The organism is Paenibacillus sp. FSL K6-1330, from assembly GCF_037976825.1.
In the GTDB taxonomy this organism is placed as follows: Bacteria; Bacillota; Bacilli; order Paenibacillales; family Paenibacillaceae; genus Paenibacillus_AQ.
Map to the genome: position 1 here is coordinate 5,618,556 of NZ_CP150269.1, position 18,908 is coordinate 5,637,463.

At 47.4% G+C, this 18,908-nt stretch carries 15 protein-coding genes; 2 read left to right on the forward strand and 13 right to left on the reverse strand.

The features are described from left to right. Positions 1 to 9: 9 nt before the first annotated feature. The 13 genes from NYE54_RS25525 to NYE54_RS25585 all read right to left on the reverse strand — a co-directional run bounded on the left by NYE54_RS25525 (position 10) and on the right by NYE54_RS25585 (position 15,060). On the reverse strand, positions 10 to 981 hold the full coding sequence (locus NYE54_RS25525; RefSeq protein ID WP_076324224.1) for an ABC transporter permease subunit: 972 nt from the start codon (positions 979 to 981) through the stop codon (positions 10 to 12). A gap of 29 nt (positions 982 to 1,010) precedes the next feature. Continuing rightward, positions 1,011 to 2,750: an extracellular solute-binding protein gene (locus NYE54_RS25530; protein WP_339267109.1), complete on the reverse strand. Its 1,740-nt coding sequence runs from the start codon at positions 2,748 to 2,750 to the stop codon at positions 1,011 to 1,013. Between the two features lie 596 nt (positions 2,751 to 3,346). Continuing rightward, positions 3,347 to 4,330, reverse strand: coding sequence for a glycoside hydrolase family 43 protein (locus NYE54_RS25535; protein ID WP_339267111.1), 984 nt, complete (start codon positions 4,328 to 4,330; stop codon positions 3,347 to 3,349). Positions 4,331 to 4,645: 315 nt separating this feature from the next. Then, on the reverse strand, positions 4,646 to 5,296 hold the full coding sequence (locus NYE54_RS25540; RefSeq protein ID WP_339273658.1) for an SUMF1/EgtB/PvdO family nonheme iron enzyme: 651 nt from the start codon (positions 5,294 to 5,296) through the stop codon (positions 4,646 to 4,648). A gap of 60 nt (positions 5,297 to 5,356) precedes the next feature. Then, on the reverse strand, positions 5,357 to 5,725 hold the full coding sequence (locus NYE54_RS25545; protein ID WP_339267113.1) for a DUF4180 domain-containing protein: 369 nt from the start codon (positions 5,723 to 5,725) through the stop codon (positions 5,357 to 5,359). Then, positions 5,706 to 6,386: a TetR/AcrR family transcriptional regulator gene (locus NYE54_RS25550; protein WP_339267114.1), complete on the reverse strand. Its 681-nt coding sequence runs from the start codon at positions 6,384 to 6,386 to the stop codon at positions 5,706 to 5,708. The genes NYE54_RS25545 and NYE54_RS25550 overlap by 20 nt, the downstream gene beginning before the upstream one ends. A gap of 253 nt (positions 6,387 to 6,639) precedes the next feature. After that, a complete protein-coding gene (locus NYE54_RS25555; protein WP_339267115.1) occupies positions 6,640 to 8,097 on the reverse strand; it encodes an ABC transporter substrate-binding protein in 1,458 nt (485 codons plus the stop codon). A 70-nt stretch (positions 8,098 to 8,167) separates the two neighbouring features. Beyond that, a complete protein-coding gene (locus NYE54_RS25560) occupies positions 8,168 to 9,064 on the reverse strand; it encodes a carbohydrate ABC transporter permease (RefSeq protein WP_339267116.1) in 897 nt (298 codons plus the stop codon). Then, complete coding sequence (locus NYE54_RS25565) at positions 9,064 to 9,990, reverse strand: ABC transporter permease subunit (protein ID WP_076324239.1); 927 nt, start codon at positions 9,988 to 9,990, stop codon at positions 9,064 to 9,066. The genes NYE54_RS25560 and NYE54_RS25565 overlap by 1 nt, the downstream gene beginning before the upstream one ends. A 30-nt stretch (positions 9,991 to 10,020) precedes the next feature. After that, positions 10,021 to 11,280: a Gfo/Idh/MocA family oxidoreductase gene (locus NYE54_RS25570; RefSeq protein ID WP_339267119.1), complete on the reverse strand. Its 1,260-nt coding sequence runs from the start codon at positions 11,278 to 11,280 to the stop codon at positions 10,021 to 10,023. A 40-nt stretch (positions 11,281 to 11,320) separates the two neighbouring features. After that, a complete protein-coding gene (locus tag NYE54_RS25575) occupies positions 11,321 to 12,412 on the reverse strand; it encodes a DUF4832 domain-containing protein (RefSeq protein ID WP_339267121.1) in 1,092 nt (363 codons plus the stop codon). Further along, a complete protein-coding gene (locus NYE54_RS25580) occupies positions 12,375 to 13,718 on the reverse strand; it encodes an acyltransferase domain-containing protein (protein WP_339267122.1) in 1,344 nt (447 codons plus the stop codon). The genes NYE54_RS25575 and NYE54_RS25580 overlap by 38 nt, the downstream gene beginning before the upstream one ends. Then, positions 13,696 to 15,060: a DUF4832 domain-containing protein gene (locus tag NYE54_RS25585; protein WP_339267124.1), complete on the reverse strand. Its 1,365-nt coding sequence runs from the start codon at positions 15,058 to 15,060 to the stop codon at positions 13,696 to 13,698. Before NYE54_RS25585 ends, NYE54_RS25580 begins: the two co-directional genes overlap by 23 nt. Positions 15,061 to 15,410: 350 nt before the next feature. On the opposite strand from NYE54_RS25585, the gene NYE54_RS25590 reads away from it, so the two are divergent. Together NYE54_RS25590 and NYE54_RS25595 are read left to right on the forward strand one after the other, a co-directional pair. Then, positions 15,411 to 16,433 (forward strand): LacI family DNA-binding transcriptional regulator, encoded by a 1,023-nt coding sequence (locus tag NYE54_RS25590; protein WP_339267126.1) that lies wholly within the window; start codon positions 15,411 to 15,413, stop codon positions 16,431 to 16,433. Positions 16,434 to 16,647: 214 nt separating this feature from the next. Beyond that, positions 16,648 to 18,630, forward strand: coding sequence for a DUF4832 domain-containing protein (locus NYE54_RS25595; RefSeq protein ID WP_339267128.1), 1,983 nt, complete (start codon positions 16,648 to 16,650; stop codon positions 18,628 to 18,630). The last annotated feature ends 278 nt before the right edge of the window (positions 18,631 to 18,908 follow it).

An 18,908-nucleotide genomic window follows, 5' to 3' on the forward strand; every position in this document is an offset into this window, starting at 1 on the left:
CCCTCTCTCTTACCATAAGCTGGATTCAGATCTGCGCTTCACGATGGTATTTGTCATCCATAACAGCCCGAAGTTCACGATGGAGCTTATTAATCCGACGGCTGTGGAATAACTTAGGCTCGCTTCCCTCAAGCCCCTTCGGTAAACATAGGAGGCGATGACATCCGCCGTATCATAGATCAAAGGATTATAGAGCAGGATAATTTTCTCGTAGCCGGAGGCCATCAATCCGCCGATCGCAAAGATAAACAGGATGATGATGACCGGACTGATCTGAGGCAGCGTAATGTACCACATTTTTTTCACCCTGCCGACCCCGTCGATATCGGCCGCTTCATATAATGATGGATCGATGGAGCTCATCGCAGCCAGATAAATGATGCTGTCCCATCCGATGCTCTGCCAGATTCCGGAAAAGGTATAAATCGGCCGGAACAAATTGGAATACCCGAGAAGGGATGAGTAGTCTTTTCCCGTTATGAACGAAAGCAGCTGCGTAACGACACCTTCATTGGCCGTAAAGATGTGAATGATCCCGCACACAACCACCAGTGAAATAAAATGCGGCATATACGTAATGGTTTGAACGGTCCGCTTAAACTTGGAAGAACGAACTTCGTTCAGCAGCAATGCCAAGATGATCGGTGCCGTAAATCCAAACACGATCCCCCACACATTCAGCAGGAGCGTATTCTTGACGACTCTCCAAAAATAGGGTCCGGAGAAAAAATCGATAAAATGCTTGAAGCCCACCCAATCGCTATCCGCGAAGCCCAGCAAAGGCTTGAAATCCTTGAATGCGATCATAACGCCCCACATCGGCCCGTAGCAGAAGATAATGAACCACGCCACGACGGGAAGGGCCATCAGATAGACGAACCAATTCTTTTTCAGGTCCTTTTGAATCAACCGCTTGGCATTCTTGGGCTCCGAGGGCGTCCGAACATGGTCTATTTCCCTGTTTTTCCGTAATATCTCCATGAATCAACCACCTGTTCTTATTATGAAAACTATCGTTGGTTATACCGATCCAAGGCTGCTTGATGGAGACTTATGAATTCGTCCAGCCCCATGCTTTGCGCTTCCTTCAAAAATTTATCGTAAGCATCGACCGGCAATTCGCCCATAATGATCTTCGCAAAGTATTCTCCGCGCAGCGTCGATAACTGGTTTCCAAGCTCGGCTTCGCGCGAGGCTTCGTCTTTCGTAAACGTGATTGGCGGCATCGCCATGCTGGTATCCATGTTTTCCGTCCAATTCTTTCGGATATCTCCGGAATAACTTCCTTTCGCCGAGATCAACGGGTTGGCATGATGCTCGTCGCGGATATTCGGCCAACTGTGCCAGCGGTATTTCCAAAGTGTGACGTCTACCGGCTGACCGTCCGGATCATTGTAGATGTAGCTGTTTTCAGGATAATAAGGCATTCCTTGCTCATCCACCAAATGCACCGTGCCGTACTCGCCAAAGTTAATGAGCTCCCAGCCTTTTTTGCTGAAGTTGAAATCCAGCCATGCCATTGCAGCTTCGACATTTTTGCTCTGGGTGGTGATGGCCGCACTGGTTCCGGTTCTTTTGAAGTTTTTATAGGTGGTCGAGGATTTGTCTCCTTTGTTAAGTACAGGATTCAGCGCCCCCACGAAATCAATATCGTTCTGCACTTTCCAATAGCTCCACATCGTATCCGGTGAGTCCATCATCACGGCCGTATCATCGGATATCGCGCTAGCCATCCGTTGATTGAAATCAGCGGTTGCCCAATCCCGATTCAGCAAACCTTCCTTGTTCCACTGCTGCATGGTCGCGAGATATTCCTTGGCTTTCGGCTGCGCAGGACCCCATGCGACCTTGCCGTTCTCATCCAGGAAGGTCCAGTCCCAGACGCCATATGCACCATTAATGATGCCGGTAAAAATTTGACCGTACGTCGATCCGTAATTCAGTGGAGCTTTATATCCGACTTCCTTAGACTTCTTCAGGAACTCATACCATTCGTCTATTGTTGTCGGGATTGGAAGTCCCGTCTTATCCAGCGCTTCCTGCTTGATCAGCGTTCCGAACCAGATCCATTCGGAATACGGGGCGATGCCGTAGAAGCCCAGCAGCCTGCCATCGTCGGTCACGGTCGTTTTTCTTCTCGTTTCGTCCGAATTGCGCCACGCTGTATAGTTGGGAGCATGCTCTTCCATCAGGTCGGTCAGATCGAGGTAAGCGCCGTCATTCACCCCCGCTTCAAAGCCTCCCGGATAACGGCCCGGGTCAATAATGATGTCCGGCAGCTCGCCGGAGGAGATCATCAAGGTAAAAGCATCGGCTTCCTGTCCGACAGGCGGCGTAATGAAGTTCACCTTAATGCCGGTCAGTTTCTCCACCTGCTTCTGAACCAAGTGATTATTCATATCCGGGATGTTGGAGTTGGCAGGCATCCATACATCCAGCACCACATCGCCTTTGACGGGATAAGCGGAATAATCGCTAGGAATGACTTCTTCGAAAACGTCGCCAAGGTATGTATCATTCAGCGTGCTGTTTACCTCGTCAATTTGTTCCTGTGTTGGTGCTTTGTTGCCGCGTATGTCCCCGCTAATATTTTCAAAGGTCACCTCATTCTTCTCTTTGGAGACGCCCTCCTCCTGGGTTACGGTATTATCGGGCTCATTCTTTGCTTTACCGCTGCAAGCGGTCACCATCGAAATGATCAATATGGATATGAATAACAGAGTGAATAAAGGCTTCATCGTTCTGTTCATGCTTAACCTCCCATGATATGAATAATTGACGAGCACCCCCAGCATTAGCGTCGAGAGGATCTATATTCCGTAGTTTTTAAGGGGCGCCAGTTTAAAGCTTGCTATCTACCATTCTTCAATCGTCGGAGTGTCTAAGCACCCCCGTCTGAAATGCTGCTCTTCCTCATCACCACTCCAATGGATCCCCTTTCACATGTAAGTTGACGGTATTACCAACCTCTACGCATCCATTTAATACAATTATTCTGTATATTTAACCGAAGTATAAGCATATCTATTTATCTTGTCAACGCTTTCATACATAATTTTTGTAACTAAAATGAGTCGTTTTTTCAAATACACGCTTTTAATTTAGGATATCGGAAACGATAAATAAACTCATGCCCCTTTATACAAAGGGATTTTCATTTGGAAAAACACGATTTCCGTTATGGATTTGCAATTCCTTCACGTTTTACTCTTATCCGTAATAAACCCCCATTCATTACACAAAATCCGTAATGAATGGGGGTTTATATAAAATCCTATGAATGTTCACTTCATCAGTGCGGCATTTGCCACTCCTTTGCCGTCATCATCATTCTTCTCGGCAGTACCTACTCGTTTATGTTATGAATCCGCATACATGATTCTCCGGACGGTATCGGTATGGCCTCCGAATCACTGGCAGGGACACCGAAGTCCGGGGTTCCATCCGGCTTCCAGTCGAACTTCTGGATGCGGGTCGATCGCAAGGCCGTATCTGCTCCAGGCGCTGGAAGCGCATGGTAGACGATCCAGTCCTCCTTGCCATCCGGTGATTGCGTGAAGCTGTTATGGCCGGTGGCATACACCCCGTTTCCCACGCTTTTGCAAAATACAGGCTCCATGGATTTAGTCCAGGAAAGCGGGTCCATCGGATCTGCGGTTTCATCCATCGTGAGCATTCCCAGCGCATAATCCTCAGACCAGGTGGTGCTGGCCGAGTATACTAGGAAGATACGGCCGTTTCGCTGAAGGATAACGGGACCTTCGTTAATGGCCATTCCGCCTTGTTTTTCCCAGGATAGAGTCGGGGCCGTGAGCAATACATGGTCCCCCGTCAAGGTCCAAGGGTTCGACATTCTCATGATGTATATGGCGGAACCGTAGTCCGGGAAATGTCCGTACCCGGCATACAGGAAATAAAGCTGATTCCCTAAGGTCATGACCGTACCGTCCAGTCCGGGTACAGGGGTTGGCAGCGCGCCCTTCCACTCCCATTCGCCTTCCATCGGATCAGGCTCCACGTTCTCCAGCACGCATATTTGGCGTGACTCGTCGCCTCCTCCATCATTTGCCGTAAAATAAATGTACCATTTGTTATCCAAATGATGAATTTCCGGCGCCCACAGGTTATAACTATAGCGTCCGCCGGCTTCCGGAGTCCAGATCGTTTTCTTCCGGCCCTCCGCAAGGCCTGTCAAGGTCGCGGATTGCGTCAACTCCAGACGATCGCGTCTCGTCGACATAAAATAGTAATGGCCGTCCGTATGCTTCCATACCCAAGGATCGGCTGCTTGCTCCACAATCGGATTATTGAATGTTGGTCCATGTGGCATCTTCTTATCCCCTTCATCCCTTGAATTTCCTGGTTTTTGATCAACACTACGGCAATTCAAACCTTGACTACCTTTAGCTCCCCACACCTCCCCCGAAAAGTTAAACCCAATCTTACTGATGTCTTCCAGCCTTGTCTATACGCAATTTAGGTGTATTTACCGCGTTAGTTTATGTGACATATCTAGTTATAGTGAAGTATTGATGGCCTAGCATCTATTACCTTCTGAAGAAAATTGACGGCGTTTCGATGCGTTTATTGGAAATTCGTTAGGTGCTGCACGATCAAAAAAAAGCTAATCCATTAAGGATCAGCTTTATCGTAAAATCGATCTGGCCAGACGAAACCCGAGATCCTCAATCCGAAAGGTCGGGTGGCTACGACGGCGGCATGTCGCCCCACAGCCCCTGGCCTCTTCCGCCCAGCTTCCGCCGCGGAATACTCTGTATGAGCCGTATACGTCCGGATCGTATATATCCCAACACCATTCCCACACATTTCCGAGCATATCGTAAAGCCCCCAGGCATTCGGATGCTTTTTGCCTACCACATGCAGGGCGCCCCCGGAATTCCCTTCATACCAAGCGATGTCATCAAGCTCTCCGTAACGATAGCCATCACTCCCGGCTCTACACGCATATTGCCATTCCGCTTCCGTCGGTAGGCGGTACCCATCCGTCTCCCAGTTGCACACCACACGCTCACCATCTTCCGTGGCCGAATAACACTCGTCTAGACCTGAGTGCCGAGATAGCATATTACAGAAGTGAATCGCATCATTCCATGATACATCGACGACCGGAGCCTGCATGACATCAGTGAATCCTGCCGACTGCGACATAAGCGAGAAATATAACGCCTTTGTAACAGGAATCGGTGCAAGCTGAAAAGCATTCACTTCAACCGCCCACGAAGATTTGATTCGGTCGTCCCTTAATTGAATTTCGCCTGCTGGAATGTCTACCATCGGATATTCTTTTGGATTAAAAACTGGTACTGACAACCGTCTTCCTCCCGCTTTCGTCTCTTAGTTCAACCTGCTTAACCGTTCAATTCCTTGTTGTTCACTCGGCAAGAAAAAGAAATCGTTTCCCTTATTGCATTCATATATGAAGTCTTGCAAGCTTTGGCTCGGATAAATAGAAAAATCTCCGATAATCGCAACCTTTACATGATAATTGATATACTTCTGAAGGATTTCGCCTGCAAGGCGCGTCTTCAAATCGAAGAAGGCTTCGCTAAATATCGACTGATTCATCACCATACGATGGCTGCCCGTTTCATATTGCACGGTTGCCATAAGATCCAATGCGGATTGGACATCCTTTATCAATATTTCATTGCTGCTTACGACCGCTATGGTTCCTCTATCTGTTTCAACCTTCTCGATATCCATAGTTCCCTCCTGTTTGGGTAAGTCTTCTTACATAATCCTCACATATGTACCGGTTATCGCCGCCATTGGCCGGTGGAACGTTCGCTACTCTAAAGAAGCTCAGACCTATAACCATCGCCATCAGCCCATAGGCAGCGCTGTGGGAATCCTCAACAGACATCTGTCCCGTCCGTTTACCGTAATCCATGATCTTGGTGATGCCTTGGAGATCAGCCTCGTAACTCTTCGATACCACTTCCTGCAAATTGTGATCCAGCATGGCTTTTGAGAAAAACTGCACAAAGAGCTTGCCTTGATCTGCATGCGGGATATACATCTTCTCGACCCCATCCAGCTGCGACACATTAATCGTTTGACCCTTGTCATCGGTGAGCGGGGGAAGCATAAACTTCAGGGCAAGATCCATCATTTCCCCCGATGTCATGGTATGCTCAATGCCTGATTCGATCTTCAGTCCATAGTACGCCAAGAACGACTTGAAAGCTTCAATCGTCAGATGATCCTTATTCTTATAATAATAAGTGACAACTCCCTTGGAGCAGTTCGCATGATCAGCAACCTTATCCAGGGTCATGCCGTCAATCCCATACATGCTGATGCAGGTTAACGTGGCATTAATGACGTCTGCCCTGCGTTTTTGTTCCATCCCTAATTTGGGCATGATTTCTTCACCTGTATCTTTGTTGATTTTATTTATACTGAACAGTCGGAATAAAAAGAGTGTACACAAGAATTACACTTATTGTCAATGAAGGCTTATTAAGCGAGATGGCATCCAATGCCAGAAACCCCCGGTCTTGTTCAAGACTGGGGGTTTGCTTCTTCTCAAAGTGACATTATCCCTTTCAGACGTTCTTCTTTCATGGACTGTATGTCGATCCTCAATGTGTTTCTATCCTTTTTAGAACACGCTTTTATTTCCCCGCCAAAAACTCATCTAACTGACGTTGTACCTCAGCTACATATTCATCAATGCCTGCCTTCTTTAGCTTCTGAATGGCCTTAGGATACGCTGTTTCAAAGTCCACAAAACCGGAACGTATAGCAGCTAAGTCCTTGCCAACGACTTCTTTCAGAGCTGTTTCGATAGATTTGACTTTCTCATTATTAAATCGGAAGCCCAATGAAGCGGATCGTATAGCCTGGTCATCCCAGCTCTTATACTTATCGATGGACTCTTGTGCCACATCCGGCCCGAACAATTGGTAATTTTGGTTTCTGAACATCCATTCATAGAAGAATTCGCTAGGGGTCAGCTTATTGATTCTTCCATCCACAATCTCGTAATCCTTGCCTTCGACGCCATAGAGGGCAAACAGATAATTCTCCTGGGATTTATAAATCCAATTCACAAACTTCATGGCTCCTTCCGGATTAGGAGCATTTACTGGTATGCCAAGAACTTCTCCGCCTGTGGCTGTCACATAGCGCGGTTTATCCTCGGCTAACAGGTACGTTTTAACTTTGGCATCCGGTGCATTGGCTTTGATTGTATTAATAATTTCCATTTCCTTGCCCAAAGAGCCTTCAACCCATAAATATAAGCCTGTCTGCATACGGGAGTCTCTCTCGTTGTATTTGATGGTCAAATCCTCTGTATATAACCCCGCATCATACATGCCACGGTTAAACTTCGCTACTTGCTGGAAAGCCTCTGTTTCATAATAACTGTATGCTTTTTTACTGTCTTCCCCGAATACGACCAAATCTTCTACGGCGATCCAGTTATATTGTTCATCGGCAAAATATCGGGTTAAAGGTTTAAAGACGACATCGGCAGGTCCTTTCATTTCAGGAAACTTCTCTTTCGCCTTGGTCGCGAATTCTTTTAGATCATCGGCAGTCTTCAAGTCGGTCATCCCCACGGCTTCGAGGATATCCTGACGGACGGCAACCAGCTGGTACATGGCCGAGGACGGTGCATATGCCGACGGAATGCCATGAATTTTCCCATCGATCGTTGCGCCTTGAAGCTGTTCCATCGGCAAAACTTTCAACATATCCTGACCATAGTCCTGGATTAAATCATCCAATACCATGGCTTGTTTCTTGTTGACGATCGTCGAAAGGTCCGGGAGTCCATCCCAATATAAATCGATCGGTTCATTTGCGGCCAGCATGATATCTTTTTGTTCCCAATACTGGGCCCACGGCACAAATGTGACTTCGACCTTCAGACCGAGATCGGCTGCCATTTTCTCTGCGAATTCGTTGTCTAGAAATTCGTTCATGCGGTCGCTTCGTTCCCCAGGGTACAAAATCGTGACGGTTTCGAGCGCGGCTGCCCCCTCTTTTTTGCCGCTGCATCCTGCCATTACCGAAACAGACGCAATCAATAAAACCAACAAGATCAGCATTTTCCTTGCTTTCATGAAAGACCCTCCCTAATAAAATGGTTAATCTATGTTAAAAGCCTGAATTGGCCAATAACCACGCAGGTGTCTATTCTTTTACCGCTCCGGCCATAATCCCGTGCACGAAGTATTTTTGGATGTAAGGATACAGGAAAATGATCGGACCGATCGTAATGACCGTAATGGCCATCTTCACGGTTTCCGCAGGCAATGTGATGTTGCCTGATGCCCCTGACGGAATCCGTCCGGAGCTTATCGCATTGACGTTCGACAGGATGTTGTAGAGGAAATATTGAAGCGGAAATAAATCGCGTTCGTTAATAAAGATCAGAGCATGCCACCAATCATTCCAATATTGAAGCGCATACATTAATCCAACCGTCAATAGTGCGGTCTTGCTTAATGGAAGAGCGATTCTTACGTAGATCGTAAAATAATTGGCGCCGTCCATCTCAGCCGCTTCATATAAAGATGGAGAGATGCTTGCAAAGTACGTTCGCATCAGAAACATGTTCCATACGCTGAATATGGACGGCAGGATCAAGGCCAGAATGCTGTTCTTCAATCCGTAATAATTGACGCTGACCATATACCACGGAATCAAACCGGCTGAAAAGATAATCGTAAAGTTGCTAATGAAGGCGAGTACGTTGCGGTATTTTAGCTTTTTTATGGATAGGGAAAATGCAATCATGCTGGTAATCAACAGAGCCCCGAACGTCCCCACGGTGGTTACAAACAGGGTCACGCCATAGGATTTGAGCAATTTCATTCCACTATTAACAAAGATATATTTATAGGTATCCAAGCTGGGGCTCAAGGGAAAGATCGAATAGCCGTTTCTCGCAACGGCCTGTTCCGAAGAAAAGGACACGCTTAACGTTAATACAAGAGGATACAGACAAACGAGTGCAAATAAGCCAATGAATACATAGGCAAAGGCTATCACCAATTTATCACCAAGCAATCTATTCTTTTCCATCATCAAAATAGACCCTCTCCGTCGTTTATTTTCTTAGCGGATTTGTTAGCAGCCGTAATCAGGATCAAGCCCATCAAGGACTGGAATAACCCAATTGCCGTCGAGTAAGAAAAGCCCAGCGTACGCATCGACTGATAAACATAGGTATCGATGACCGTGACTTCTTCAGCCAGGACCGGGTTGTTGCCGACAATACCGTAAATCATCCCAAAGTCCCCGTAGAAGATTCGTCCGACGCTCAGCAAGCTCAAAACGATGATCGTCGGCTTCAGCATGGGCACGGTCAAAAAAAGAATCTGCTGCAATTTGTTGGCGCCATCCACCTTGGCCGCTTCGTATAAGCTCCCGTCAAAATTGGACATCGCCGCCATGTAGACAATGGAACTGTAGCCGCTCCATTTCCAGACGCTCGACAGAATGATGATCCACTTCCAATATTTTGGCTCCGAGTACCAGGAGATCGGCTCTGCACCGAAGAACTTCAAAATATGATTCGCTACGCCCACATCCGTGGAGAAAATTCCGTACAGAATCGCCCCGACGACAACCCATGATATGAAATACGGAAAAAACATCATGCTTTGAGCGATCTTTTTGTAGGCTTTATGCCGAATTTCATTGATCAGAATGGCAATGCTGACAGGAATGATAATGCCTAATATGAGACCGAAAAAGTTGATGTACAGCGTATTATAGGTTACCTTCCATCCCATGCTGTTTTCCGAGAAAAAGTATTTGAAGTTGTCCAGACCCACAAATTTGCTGCCGAAGATGCCGTCGACCACATTGAAATCGGTAAACGCCATCCATATCCCGGCAAACGGGATATAGGAGAACATGATCAGCACAATCAGCGCGGGCACGCACATGAGATACAGGATCCTGTGTTTTTTTATTTCATAGAGAAATCCCTTAACAGCCGAACTCATTCCATCACCCCTTTACATGTGATTACACGACTATACTGTAATGCCGTGTTGCAGCTTCATCTTTAGTTCATCCAGATCGATCACGGTACCGGTAATTCTCGCCTCTTCCGCGGCATAGGCCATCATATGGCTTTCAACGGACATGTCGATGGAGGATCTGCTGCTGAAGTCGGCATTCCCCAGATTCTCCAAAAAGTCGTTCATCAGACCAGTATCGCCGCCGTTATGTCCGCCGCTCACTGTTGCCGGCCGAATGACGGTTTGCTGAACAGGTTCTGCCATATTGGAGTTAAAGCGGGTGACTTCAATAACATTCAAACTGTCATCCCCGCGGATCTCCCCATGCTCGCACATGATTTTGAGCGTGCGGTACATTTTATTCGTAAATCCGCTCAAGTTAAACGTTGCCGTAACCCCGTTCTTAAACTCGATAATGGTCACCTGATGATCACACACATCATTGTCCATCCGATAAACGCAGCGTCCGTAAGGACTCGTTGCGAGCGCTTGGAGCAGTCCCTCTTCGCTTTGATCCGCCGAAATGACGGCAGCCGGCCATTGGCCCCTTACAGGCAAATAGGCTTTTCTTGCATCGAATCGGCAGTCCGCAGCTACCTTGCAGTCGAGGCATCGTTCCGCACTGCCTGCCGGTGCATTCTCCTCTTTGAAATACGTAAGGCTTCCGTACGAAGAGATTCGTTTCGCCCCGCTGTCTACAAGCCAGGATAGAATATCCATGTCATGGCAGGACTTCTGCATGATGATCGGACTCGCCAGATCGCTTCTTCTCCAATTGCCTCTTACGAAAGAATGTGCCATATGGAAATTGCCGATGTTCTCGTTGTGCTGTATGGTCACGATCTTGCCAAGCTCATTGCTATCGATGATTTTCTTGATTTCCGCAAAGAAGTTCGTATATCTGAGCACATGGCATACAATCACTTTCCGGCCTGTTTCATTGGCTTTTCGTTGTATACTCAAGCTTTCTTCAGGACTTGGTGAAATGGGCTTCTCGAGCAAAATATCATAACCAAGATCAAGCGCCTTCATTGTTTGCTCATAATGGTCCTTGTCCATGGAAGAGATGATGACGGCATCGCAAATTTTACCGAGTCGATAAAATTCATCTACGGATGCAAATTGTTTCTCCAGCGGAATCTGAAACTCATCCGCCGCTGCCTTTCTTCTGCCGACATCCGGCTCGATTACCGCCACAATTTCCTCACTTTGGTAAGCATGCCTTGAATAGATCATGCCTCTTTGTCCTGCACCAATTAATGCTAGTTTCAACTCCATAACCTCCAGCGAACTTGTATTTGTCCTAAACAATCTACTCCTGTTCTGGAACCACAGGATCTTCCAAGGGATAATATCCTTCCGGATAATAGGCATCCCAAATATTCATAAGCGGATCCTCATCGGATATTTCGACTTGTATCATGCCTGCCTCATAATACCCATCCTGCTGCGGATTCTGTATATGCAGGGGGATATACGACCGGTCTTCGAAATAGAGTGCTATACTCAGCGTATATTTACCCGGTGACATATCCTTCAAGGGGACCATCTCGTTATGGACAAGGTCTCCGGTTAACCAGGAATGCGTGGCTGCGTGCAGGGGATACTCATAGGAAACCTCCCCTTGCTTTAACTGCACCCATAACTGAAACTCCCGGTATATTCTCGAACTGCCCTCGTTGACGAACCAGAATCGCAATGGCAAGCTTCCACGGCTATATACCGTTTCCGGATAAGTCAGTCGGCGCAAAGTTAGATGATATCCAAGCCCCATATTCAGATTGGAGAGGCTGGCGTGCCAGCGATACGCCTCGCGTCTTGTATGAGGACCGCAAACGTTATCAGTCACATGAAGGACCACCTGGTAACGCTTCCATACTTTCTGCAGCTTATGTATGGCAAAAGCTTCACAGCATTCGATCCAATTCTCCTCACCGCACTTCACCAGCAGGCCAAATCCGCGACTGCGTTCTCTTAAATGTTGAATCAATCTGTCATTCTGCAGTTCGGCTAGCAGCGTCTGCGTTTCAAACGACTCCACATAAGCGTTCCATTCTTCCTTACTGTCAGCTAAGGTTGATATCAGAACGGCTGTTAAGTGTCTGTCGGAGTCAATATAGCTACCGACTTTTCGGATCAAAGCGGCAAAACAATCAGGTGCGTAATCCGGAGCCCAGATCGGCAATTCCGGTACCAGGACAAGAATGGGATTTTGGGCCGTATGCAGTGCTTCATGGATCGCTTCAAGTCTGTATTCTCCTCGAAACGGCTCAAGCGCTCTCCAGGAAAAGGAGACGTATTCGAATGGACCCTGGTTTGCATCAAACTCCCGGTTCAATAAGGGTTGCGGTCGGATTTTTACGGTTTTATACTTCTCGTAGTTTTCGAGCGAGTATTTCCCCATCCTCTTCTCTCCTTTGCAAATGGCTGTCAACGGTTTTATGGAACTGCTCGATATCTGCATCGGTTATATACGGCCTACTGCCAATCTTTTCGATATCTTCCCGCAATACAATCATGCTTAATGTGTTAAAACGGGCTCCCGTTTCCATATACGCCGCTGCTGCTTTTTGCAGGGAGGTTGTATATTCGCCTGGGTTTCGGACCGGGTCTGCCTTCCAGTCCCCAAAGGCTTCATAACGCAGCATGCCGTCCCCTTCCATGGTCGGATAATTATAGAATTGTCGTTGAACGAGGACGATATTGCTTTTTTCAGGGTCCAGGATAAGCGACAGCCTTGTATCATAGAGCCAGCTTGAGCTCCAGAAGCCCTTGATGAGTAACTCCGGAAAGTACTGGTCATAGAATGCAGCAGCCATCTCCATAGAACTCTTCAACCTGTCCGGTGTGTACCCGGGGCCAGATGGAATGTGAAGGGCTAACAGCGTATCCCCTTTTTGAAGTGCCGGCTCCCATTCCTTCTTAAGGATCGGCGTTGTTTCTCTTTCCACGAATCCCATGGGATTTATCCGATTAGCGATGACAAACTCGGCATTCTCGTGCCATTCTGAGGTGAAGTTTCCTTGAAGATCATATACATCATTGATGCCGTTCCGTTGTCCATCACTGCGAAATTCTTCGCCTGCGTGCCGAAGGGCAATAACCTCCTGCGTGTCCACATGACGGAACATGGTGAAAGGATCCTCAAATCGGTAGGGGATAAAATAAAACCGGTCTAACAGAAAGATGGAGCAGGTATAAAAATTCATCACCCATGGAAAATCATGAACCTTGGCATCGCCGTGCTCCACCAATTTTTCCAATTGAAGTTTCAGGGGCTGTTGAGGGATCTGCTCGTAGTAGGCTTTTGGTACGGAACGCGCCTCCAGTTTGTTCATGGAAGGAACAACGCAGGCCAGCAGCAAAAGAAAGGAGTATAATTCTCCGTATTGCTCCATGCATCCTGGTGTCATATTCGTATAATGAGTCTCATCACAGCGATTGCGCAAAGTGCACATATCATCTACCAAAAATTGGGTAAAGTGAAGTAGTACGGCATCTTTCTCTATCGCCTCAACCCCATGGACCAGCCATTGGCGGGTAGGTTCGGGAATTTGATACTGCTCAAAGATTCCAGACAAGAACTCCCTCGGAATGAGATGGAGCTTGCTATCCGGTTTATAGCGATTATATTTAGCCTCCAACCCTTCAGGCAGGTAATCAAAGTTGCAGATTGCGACACACTCGTTAAATTTCAACAGACTCTCCATTTCCTTTTCTCCCCCGTTCAACGATTAGCTTGCCCATCGGGTAATAGCCGTCCTTGTTCCCCTCGATCGCCAGCTGGATATTCCCGATTTCCTTAACTCCGGTTTCGATGCCAATCTCCAAATGATATTCGCCTTCGGACATATTACCGGGTAAATGGAAACTCTCTTCCCAAGCAATATCTTCGTCCGGCAGCCACTCCCTAATGTCCTCTCTGCTGCGCAGTGTATAGGTTTGATCATGGCCGGTAAGCCTCACGACCAGCGGATAGTGATTATAGATCGGGGCCACTCCTACATTAGCCCACAACGCACTGATTGTTAGCTGACCTCCCGCATTCACCATCGAATCGTACGTGAACTTCCTCAATTCAAAGCGGTATCCCATCTTGTTCAGCCAAGCCTTGACCTTCTCTTTCCATGGTTCGGGGACTACCGTTCCTTTGTTGTTAAAGGAAGAAATGTGCCACTTCAGCGTTTCTTGAATGATATAATCCATGTCCCAGCCCTGAAGATACCAATCATTCATGTGCCAGCATGCTTCAAATAGAATCGGAGCCTTCTCCCAGGCATCTCCCATGTTGAAATTCTGAATATTCTGGGGATAGAAATCCGTCATATGAGACCACTGTTTTCCATGAAAACCGCCCATATCACCCAAGCAATCGACGCGAAAGCCCACTTTGGCTTTGCGCTCCTTCATGATGCTGATCGACAGGGGATCATGCAGCAGAGCTTGGAGAGGGGTTATTTTAAACCCATCCAAGTAAGCATCTGTAATGCGCTTAATGGCCTCCGGCTTTAAAAACTCCGTTCCGCCGCCTTCTCCCCAGGCCCCTACAATCGTCAAATCAATCGAGCTTATGACTGGGTGTCCGTCAAACCGTGCGGCAAACGCCTTGATAAAGTCAGACCAATACAACACATAGGGTGTGGTCTCAGGGTCTACCCTCCAGAACGGAAAGTCGGGCTCCTCCGGATGTTCCGCACGATACCAAGCTGGTATATCATCTTCTTCGCTTAACGCGTATGGGGAACAGCGAACCACGGCCGTACAGCCTAGCGATTTGGCGTAGTCCAGCCTCTCCTCAAGAACTTCCCACCTATACTCCCCTTGACGAACTTCCAAGTCCCGCCAGCGCGCGCTGCAGAAATACACTTTACTGTCGGGATGATTGTACGTCCTGCTGTCTTCCGTGAACTTATATTTCTTCTGCTCTTCCCCTCGGTTGTTGCAGATCCGATCCGGGTCCCCCATTAACCCCGGTGCTGCTATAAAACCAATGCCCGGGTTGTTTAGGATGTCTTCTAAAATCTTGGGGTAAACCGTTACAGCTTTGTTCATCTTTTAATCAGCCCCCCGCCGCCTGCTCAAACGCCGCTGTTTGTTACGTAAATGTTACGTAACAAACAGCGTAAAACTTTGTAACATTTCGTGACTTCATGTTATATCATCCATGCATATCCTTGCAATAATAATTTTAGATTTTTAAAAAAATTCTAGTAACATTGCACGACAGGAACATGTTATGATTGATTTTAATCATGAATGACTGTAAACTTAGAACGTAACGGAATAACGCAACAAACTAACGCAACAAAACAACCAACAGGTCCATCATTGTTTACCATGTGACATTCCTATAAACTCTAAATGGTGACTATTCGTAACTAAAAAGGAGAATGTGTTTATTTATGAGTACCATTCGGGATGTTGCTAAATTAGCAAATGTATCTACTGCCACCGTATCCAGAGTGTTAAACAATGATACGAAATATAAAATTACGGACGAAACCCGGGAACGAGTTTGGCAGGCGGTTACGCAGCTGAACTATAAAATCACTTCAAGTCCCAAGCGAAAAGTTTCAACCAAGGATCATTCCGAGAGCAAGTCGCATATCAAAATCGGTTGTGTACTAAGCGTAACAAAAGATAAATACAACGATCCTTATTTCATGTCGATCTTATCCGGTGTGGAAGAGCGATTGCTGAGTGCGGGATATAACATTTCCTTCATCCGGACTGGAATCGAGCTGGATGATAGCAAGATCTTATTCAATACATTCAGCGAACCGATTACCGGTCTGATTCTTATGGAATCGTTGAACAGTGAAACCTATGAGTATATACGCAAGCAGGTTCCTTATATCGTGGGGATTGATACCGAGCGCGGGGATATCGATAATGTCGGCTATGATCATTACAATGTTGCTTCGATGGCCGTCAACCACCTCATTGAAAAAGGCCACACCCAGATTGGTTACATCGGGGGAAGCGGATTAACGAATAACCTGAAAGACAGCCGCCGTTACCGAGGCTACTACGCCACCATGCATGCTGCCGGAATGTCGGTGAATCCCGATTGGGTTATTGATTGCATGTGGGATGAAGCGGTCTGCATTGAACAAATAAATCATTTATGTAAGACCAAAAATTGCCCGACCGCCTTCTTTGCAGGCAGCGATCTAATGGCCATGGCTGCCCTCAACGGCTTGTATAACAACGGCATTGCCGTTCCTACTGAAGTGGCTGTCATGGGTCTATCCAATATCGAGGTGTCCAAGTATTCCAATCCGCCTCTATCAACGATCGATGTACCGACAAAAGAAATCGGTATGGTTGCCGTCGACAACCTGATTGACAGAATGAACGGAAATCAACTACTGCCCAAGAAGGTGATTTTGCCTACCCGTTTGGTCGTACGCAGTTCCACTTAAAGGGACTATGAAGTTGAAATGAATATATTCATCAACGCATTACACATGAAGGCACCTGACACGGTGCTCTTTTTTTCATGGTGGATGTTGGAAGTAAGGAAATTACATAGGAAAGGAGGTGAGAGGTTCAGATTCGGTAGAGTGAATCCATTGTTACAAAGACGTTTGGACTTGCTACTCTATGATACCAATCATTCTGTGAGGAGGTTTTGACATGAAAGCATGGGGTATTAACATGAAAATGACGTTCGCTATTTTTATTATGACGGCTGTTCTCCTTACCTTGCTCCCTTATCCCCTCTTTATTTCGACTGCTGAAGCGGCTTCTATCGTTGTGGATGGTGATCCGAGTGACTGGGAAGGGATTCCGGCGCTTGCCACGAATTCGGGAACCGCTGGTGTCTTAAAGGCTTCCCACGATGACAAGAATCTTTATCTGCTTGTGGAAGGCTCAAGCCTTAGCACTACCATGGGAAGCTTCTGGCTGAATACGGACAAGAATGCTTCGACCGGGTATCAAGCCTACGGATGGGGGGCGACCGGAATTGAATGGCTCCTCGAAAATCAATCGCTTTACCGCTACGCTGGAAATGGCAGCAGCTGGAATTGGGATTGGTCTTCCTCCCTCCCTTCTTCTCAATACGTGCGTTCCTCATCTGTGATCGAAGTTGCACTCCCTCTCGCTACACTTGGACTAGCTGTAGGCAGCAGCGTGAGCATTGGTTATCTGGACAACAATTCGGATATCCATCGCCTGCCAGCGCAGAACCAGCCGCTTCCCATTTATACCTTACAAGCACAAAATCCGGGAGGAAACATGATCGAATTCTACCCAGCCGAGCTGAATGATCCGCTCAATAACCCGTTTAAGGGTTGGGCTCCTTCAGCGAAATCAACCAATTACCCGCAGGACCACCGTCTCGTGTATGCCGGTGTCACCTGGAAGGAGTTAGAGCCAACAAAAGGCAACTATGATTTCAGTGCAATTGAAGCATCCAATCATTTCGACGATTGGCAGAGCCGCGGAGTCAAGGTGGTGCTGCGCTTTATTCTGGACAGTCCTTCCGGCGTGCCTCACCGGGATATTCCCGACTGGCTGTACAACGACATGGCCAGTTTGGGACAATCTCCAGGTAAAGCCTACCAAGATGAAACCGGTGGTATGGGAGCCGGCAACAACACGGGCTTCTCCCCGAATTACAGTTCCGAGTATTTGATCGCCAGACACAAGCTTGCCATTGAGGCGATTGCGGAGCATTACAACACGGCCGATAGCCCGATTGCTTTTGTGCAAATCGGTTCGCTGGGCCATTGGGCGGAATTCCACACCTGGCCTTACATCGGACCGAACGGGGAAAGCAACTATACAGGCGCGTTTCCTCCGAACCCAATATCCAACCAATACATTCAGCACTATATTGATGCTTTTGCCGATCAGGAGCATCATACGCAGCTATTGATCAGACGGAGCGTGGAATTGGCCAAGAATAATAACAAGGGTCTGATTCTAGGAATGTATAATGACGTGTTCGGAGATCAGCCGAGCTTCGATTCCGAATGGGGATGGTATACTGGCACACAGAACGGTTATTGGGATGATATCGGCCAGCAGCAGCCAAACCATGCCAACTTCTGGGACACTCGCGTCTCTGGCGGCGAATTTTACGGAGGTGCCTATGGTATGAATGCTGCGCTCACGACAGGCAGCGGCTTTAATGAGACGCTGCGGCAGACCGAGCTTAGCAAACCGAGCTGGCTTGGACCGAATTCTCCAGCTTCCTTGGCGCTAGGCAATCCGTTGCAGGGCAATATGGATACGCTGAAGAAACGAATGGGCTATCACTTTGTATTGAAGAAAGTTGCATATCCACAAGAAAATAGCGGAAGTGCGTTAAATGTATCCGTCGCTGTGGAAAATAAGGGAGTTCAACACTTCCCGTTCAATTGGCCTGTTGAAGTGCAGCTGCGCAGCGGAGGCCATGTCGTGGCACGTCAATCCACATCGGCGGACTTAAGAACCTGGAGGACTGGTTTGCATACAGTCTCAGGCTCTATCTCCACAAACACGCTGCCAAACGGTACCTATGAGCTGGCTATAGCGATTCTTAATCCGTCCACGAACCAACCCGGGGTTGATTTTGCTAATACGGAACGCCTTTCGGACGGAGCTTATAAGATCGGCACATGGACAAAATAATGAAAGCCGCGGGCTGATCCGAAACGATGAACAACAGCTATCGGGAATAGCCCGATAGCTGTTGTTTTTCACCTAAGATGCCAATAAAATCATCCTCTGGCTGAGTTCTCGACAGGTCAGGTAACCGCATTTCGATTGTGCAGCTTTGTTGTGGAAGAGTCGGCGAGGCAATTTCCGCTAAGCCTCATACTCCAAAGCCTCATAATCCCCCTCTTCTTTCAATTCCGTCCGTTTCTCCGCATATTCCGTCACCATTCACCACCCTAACTGGTAATATT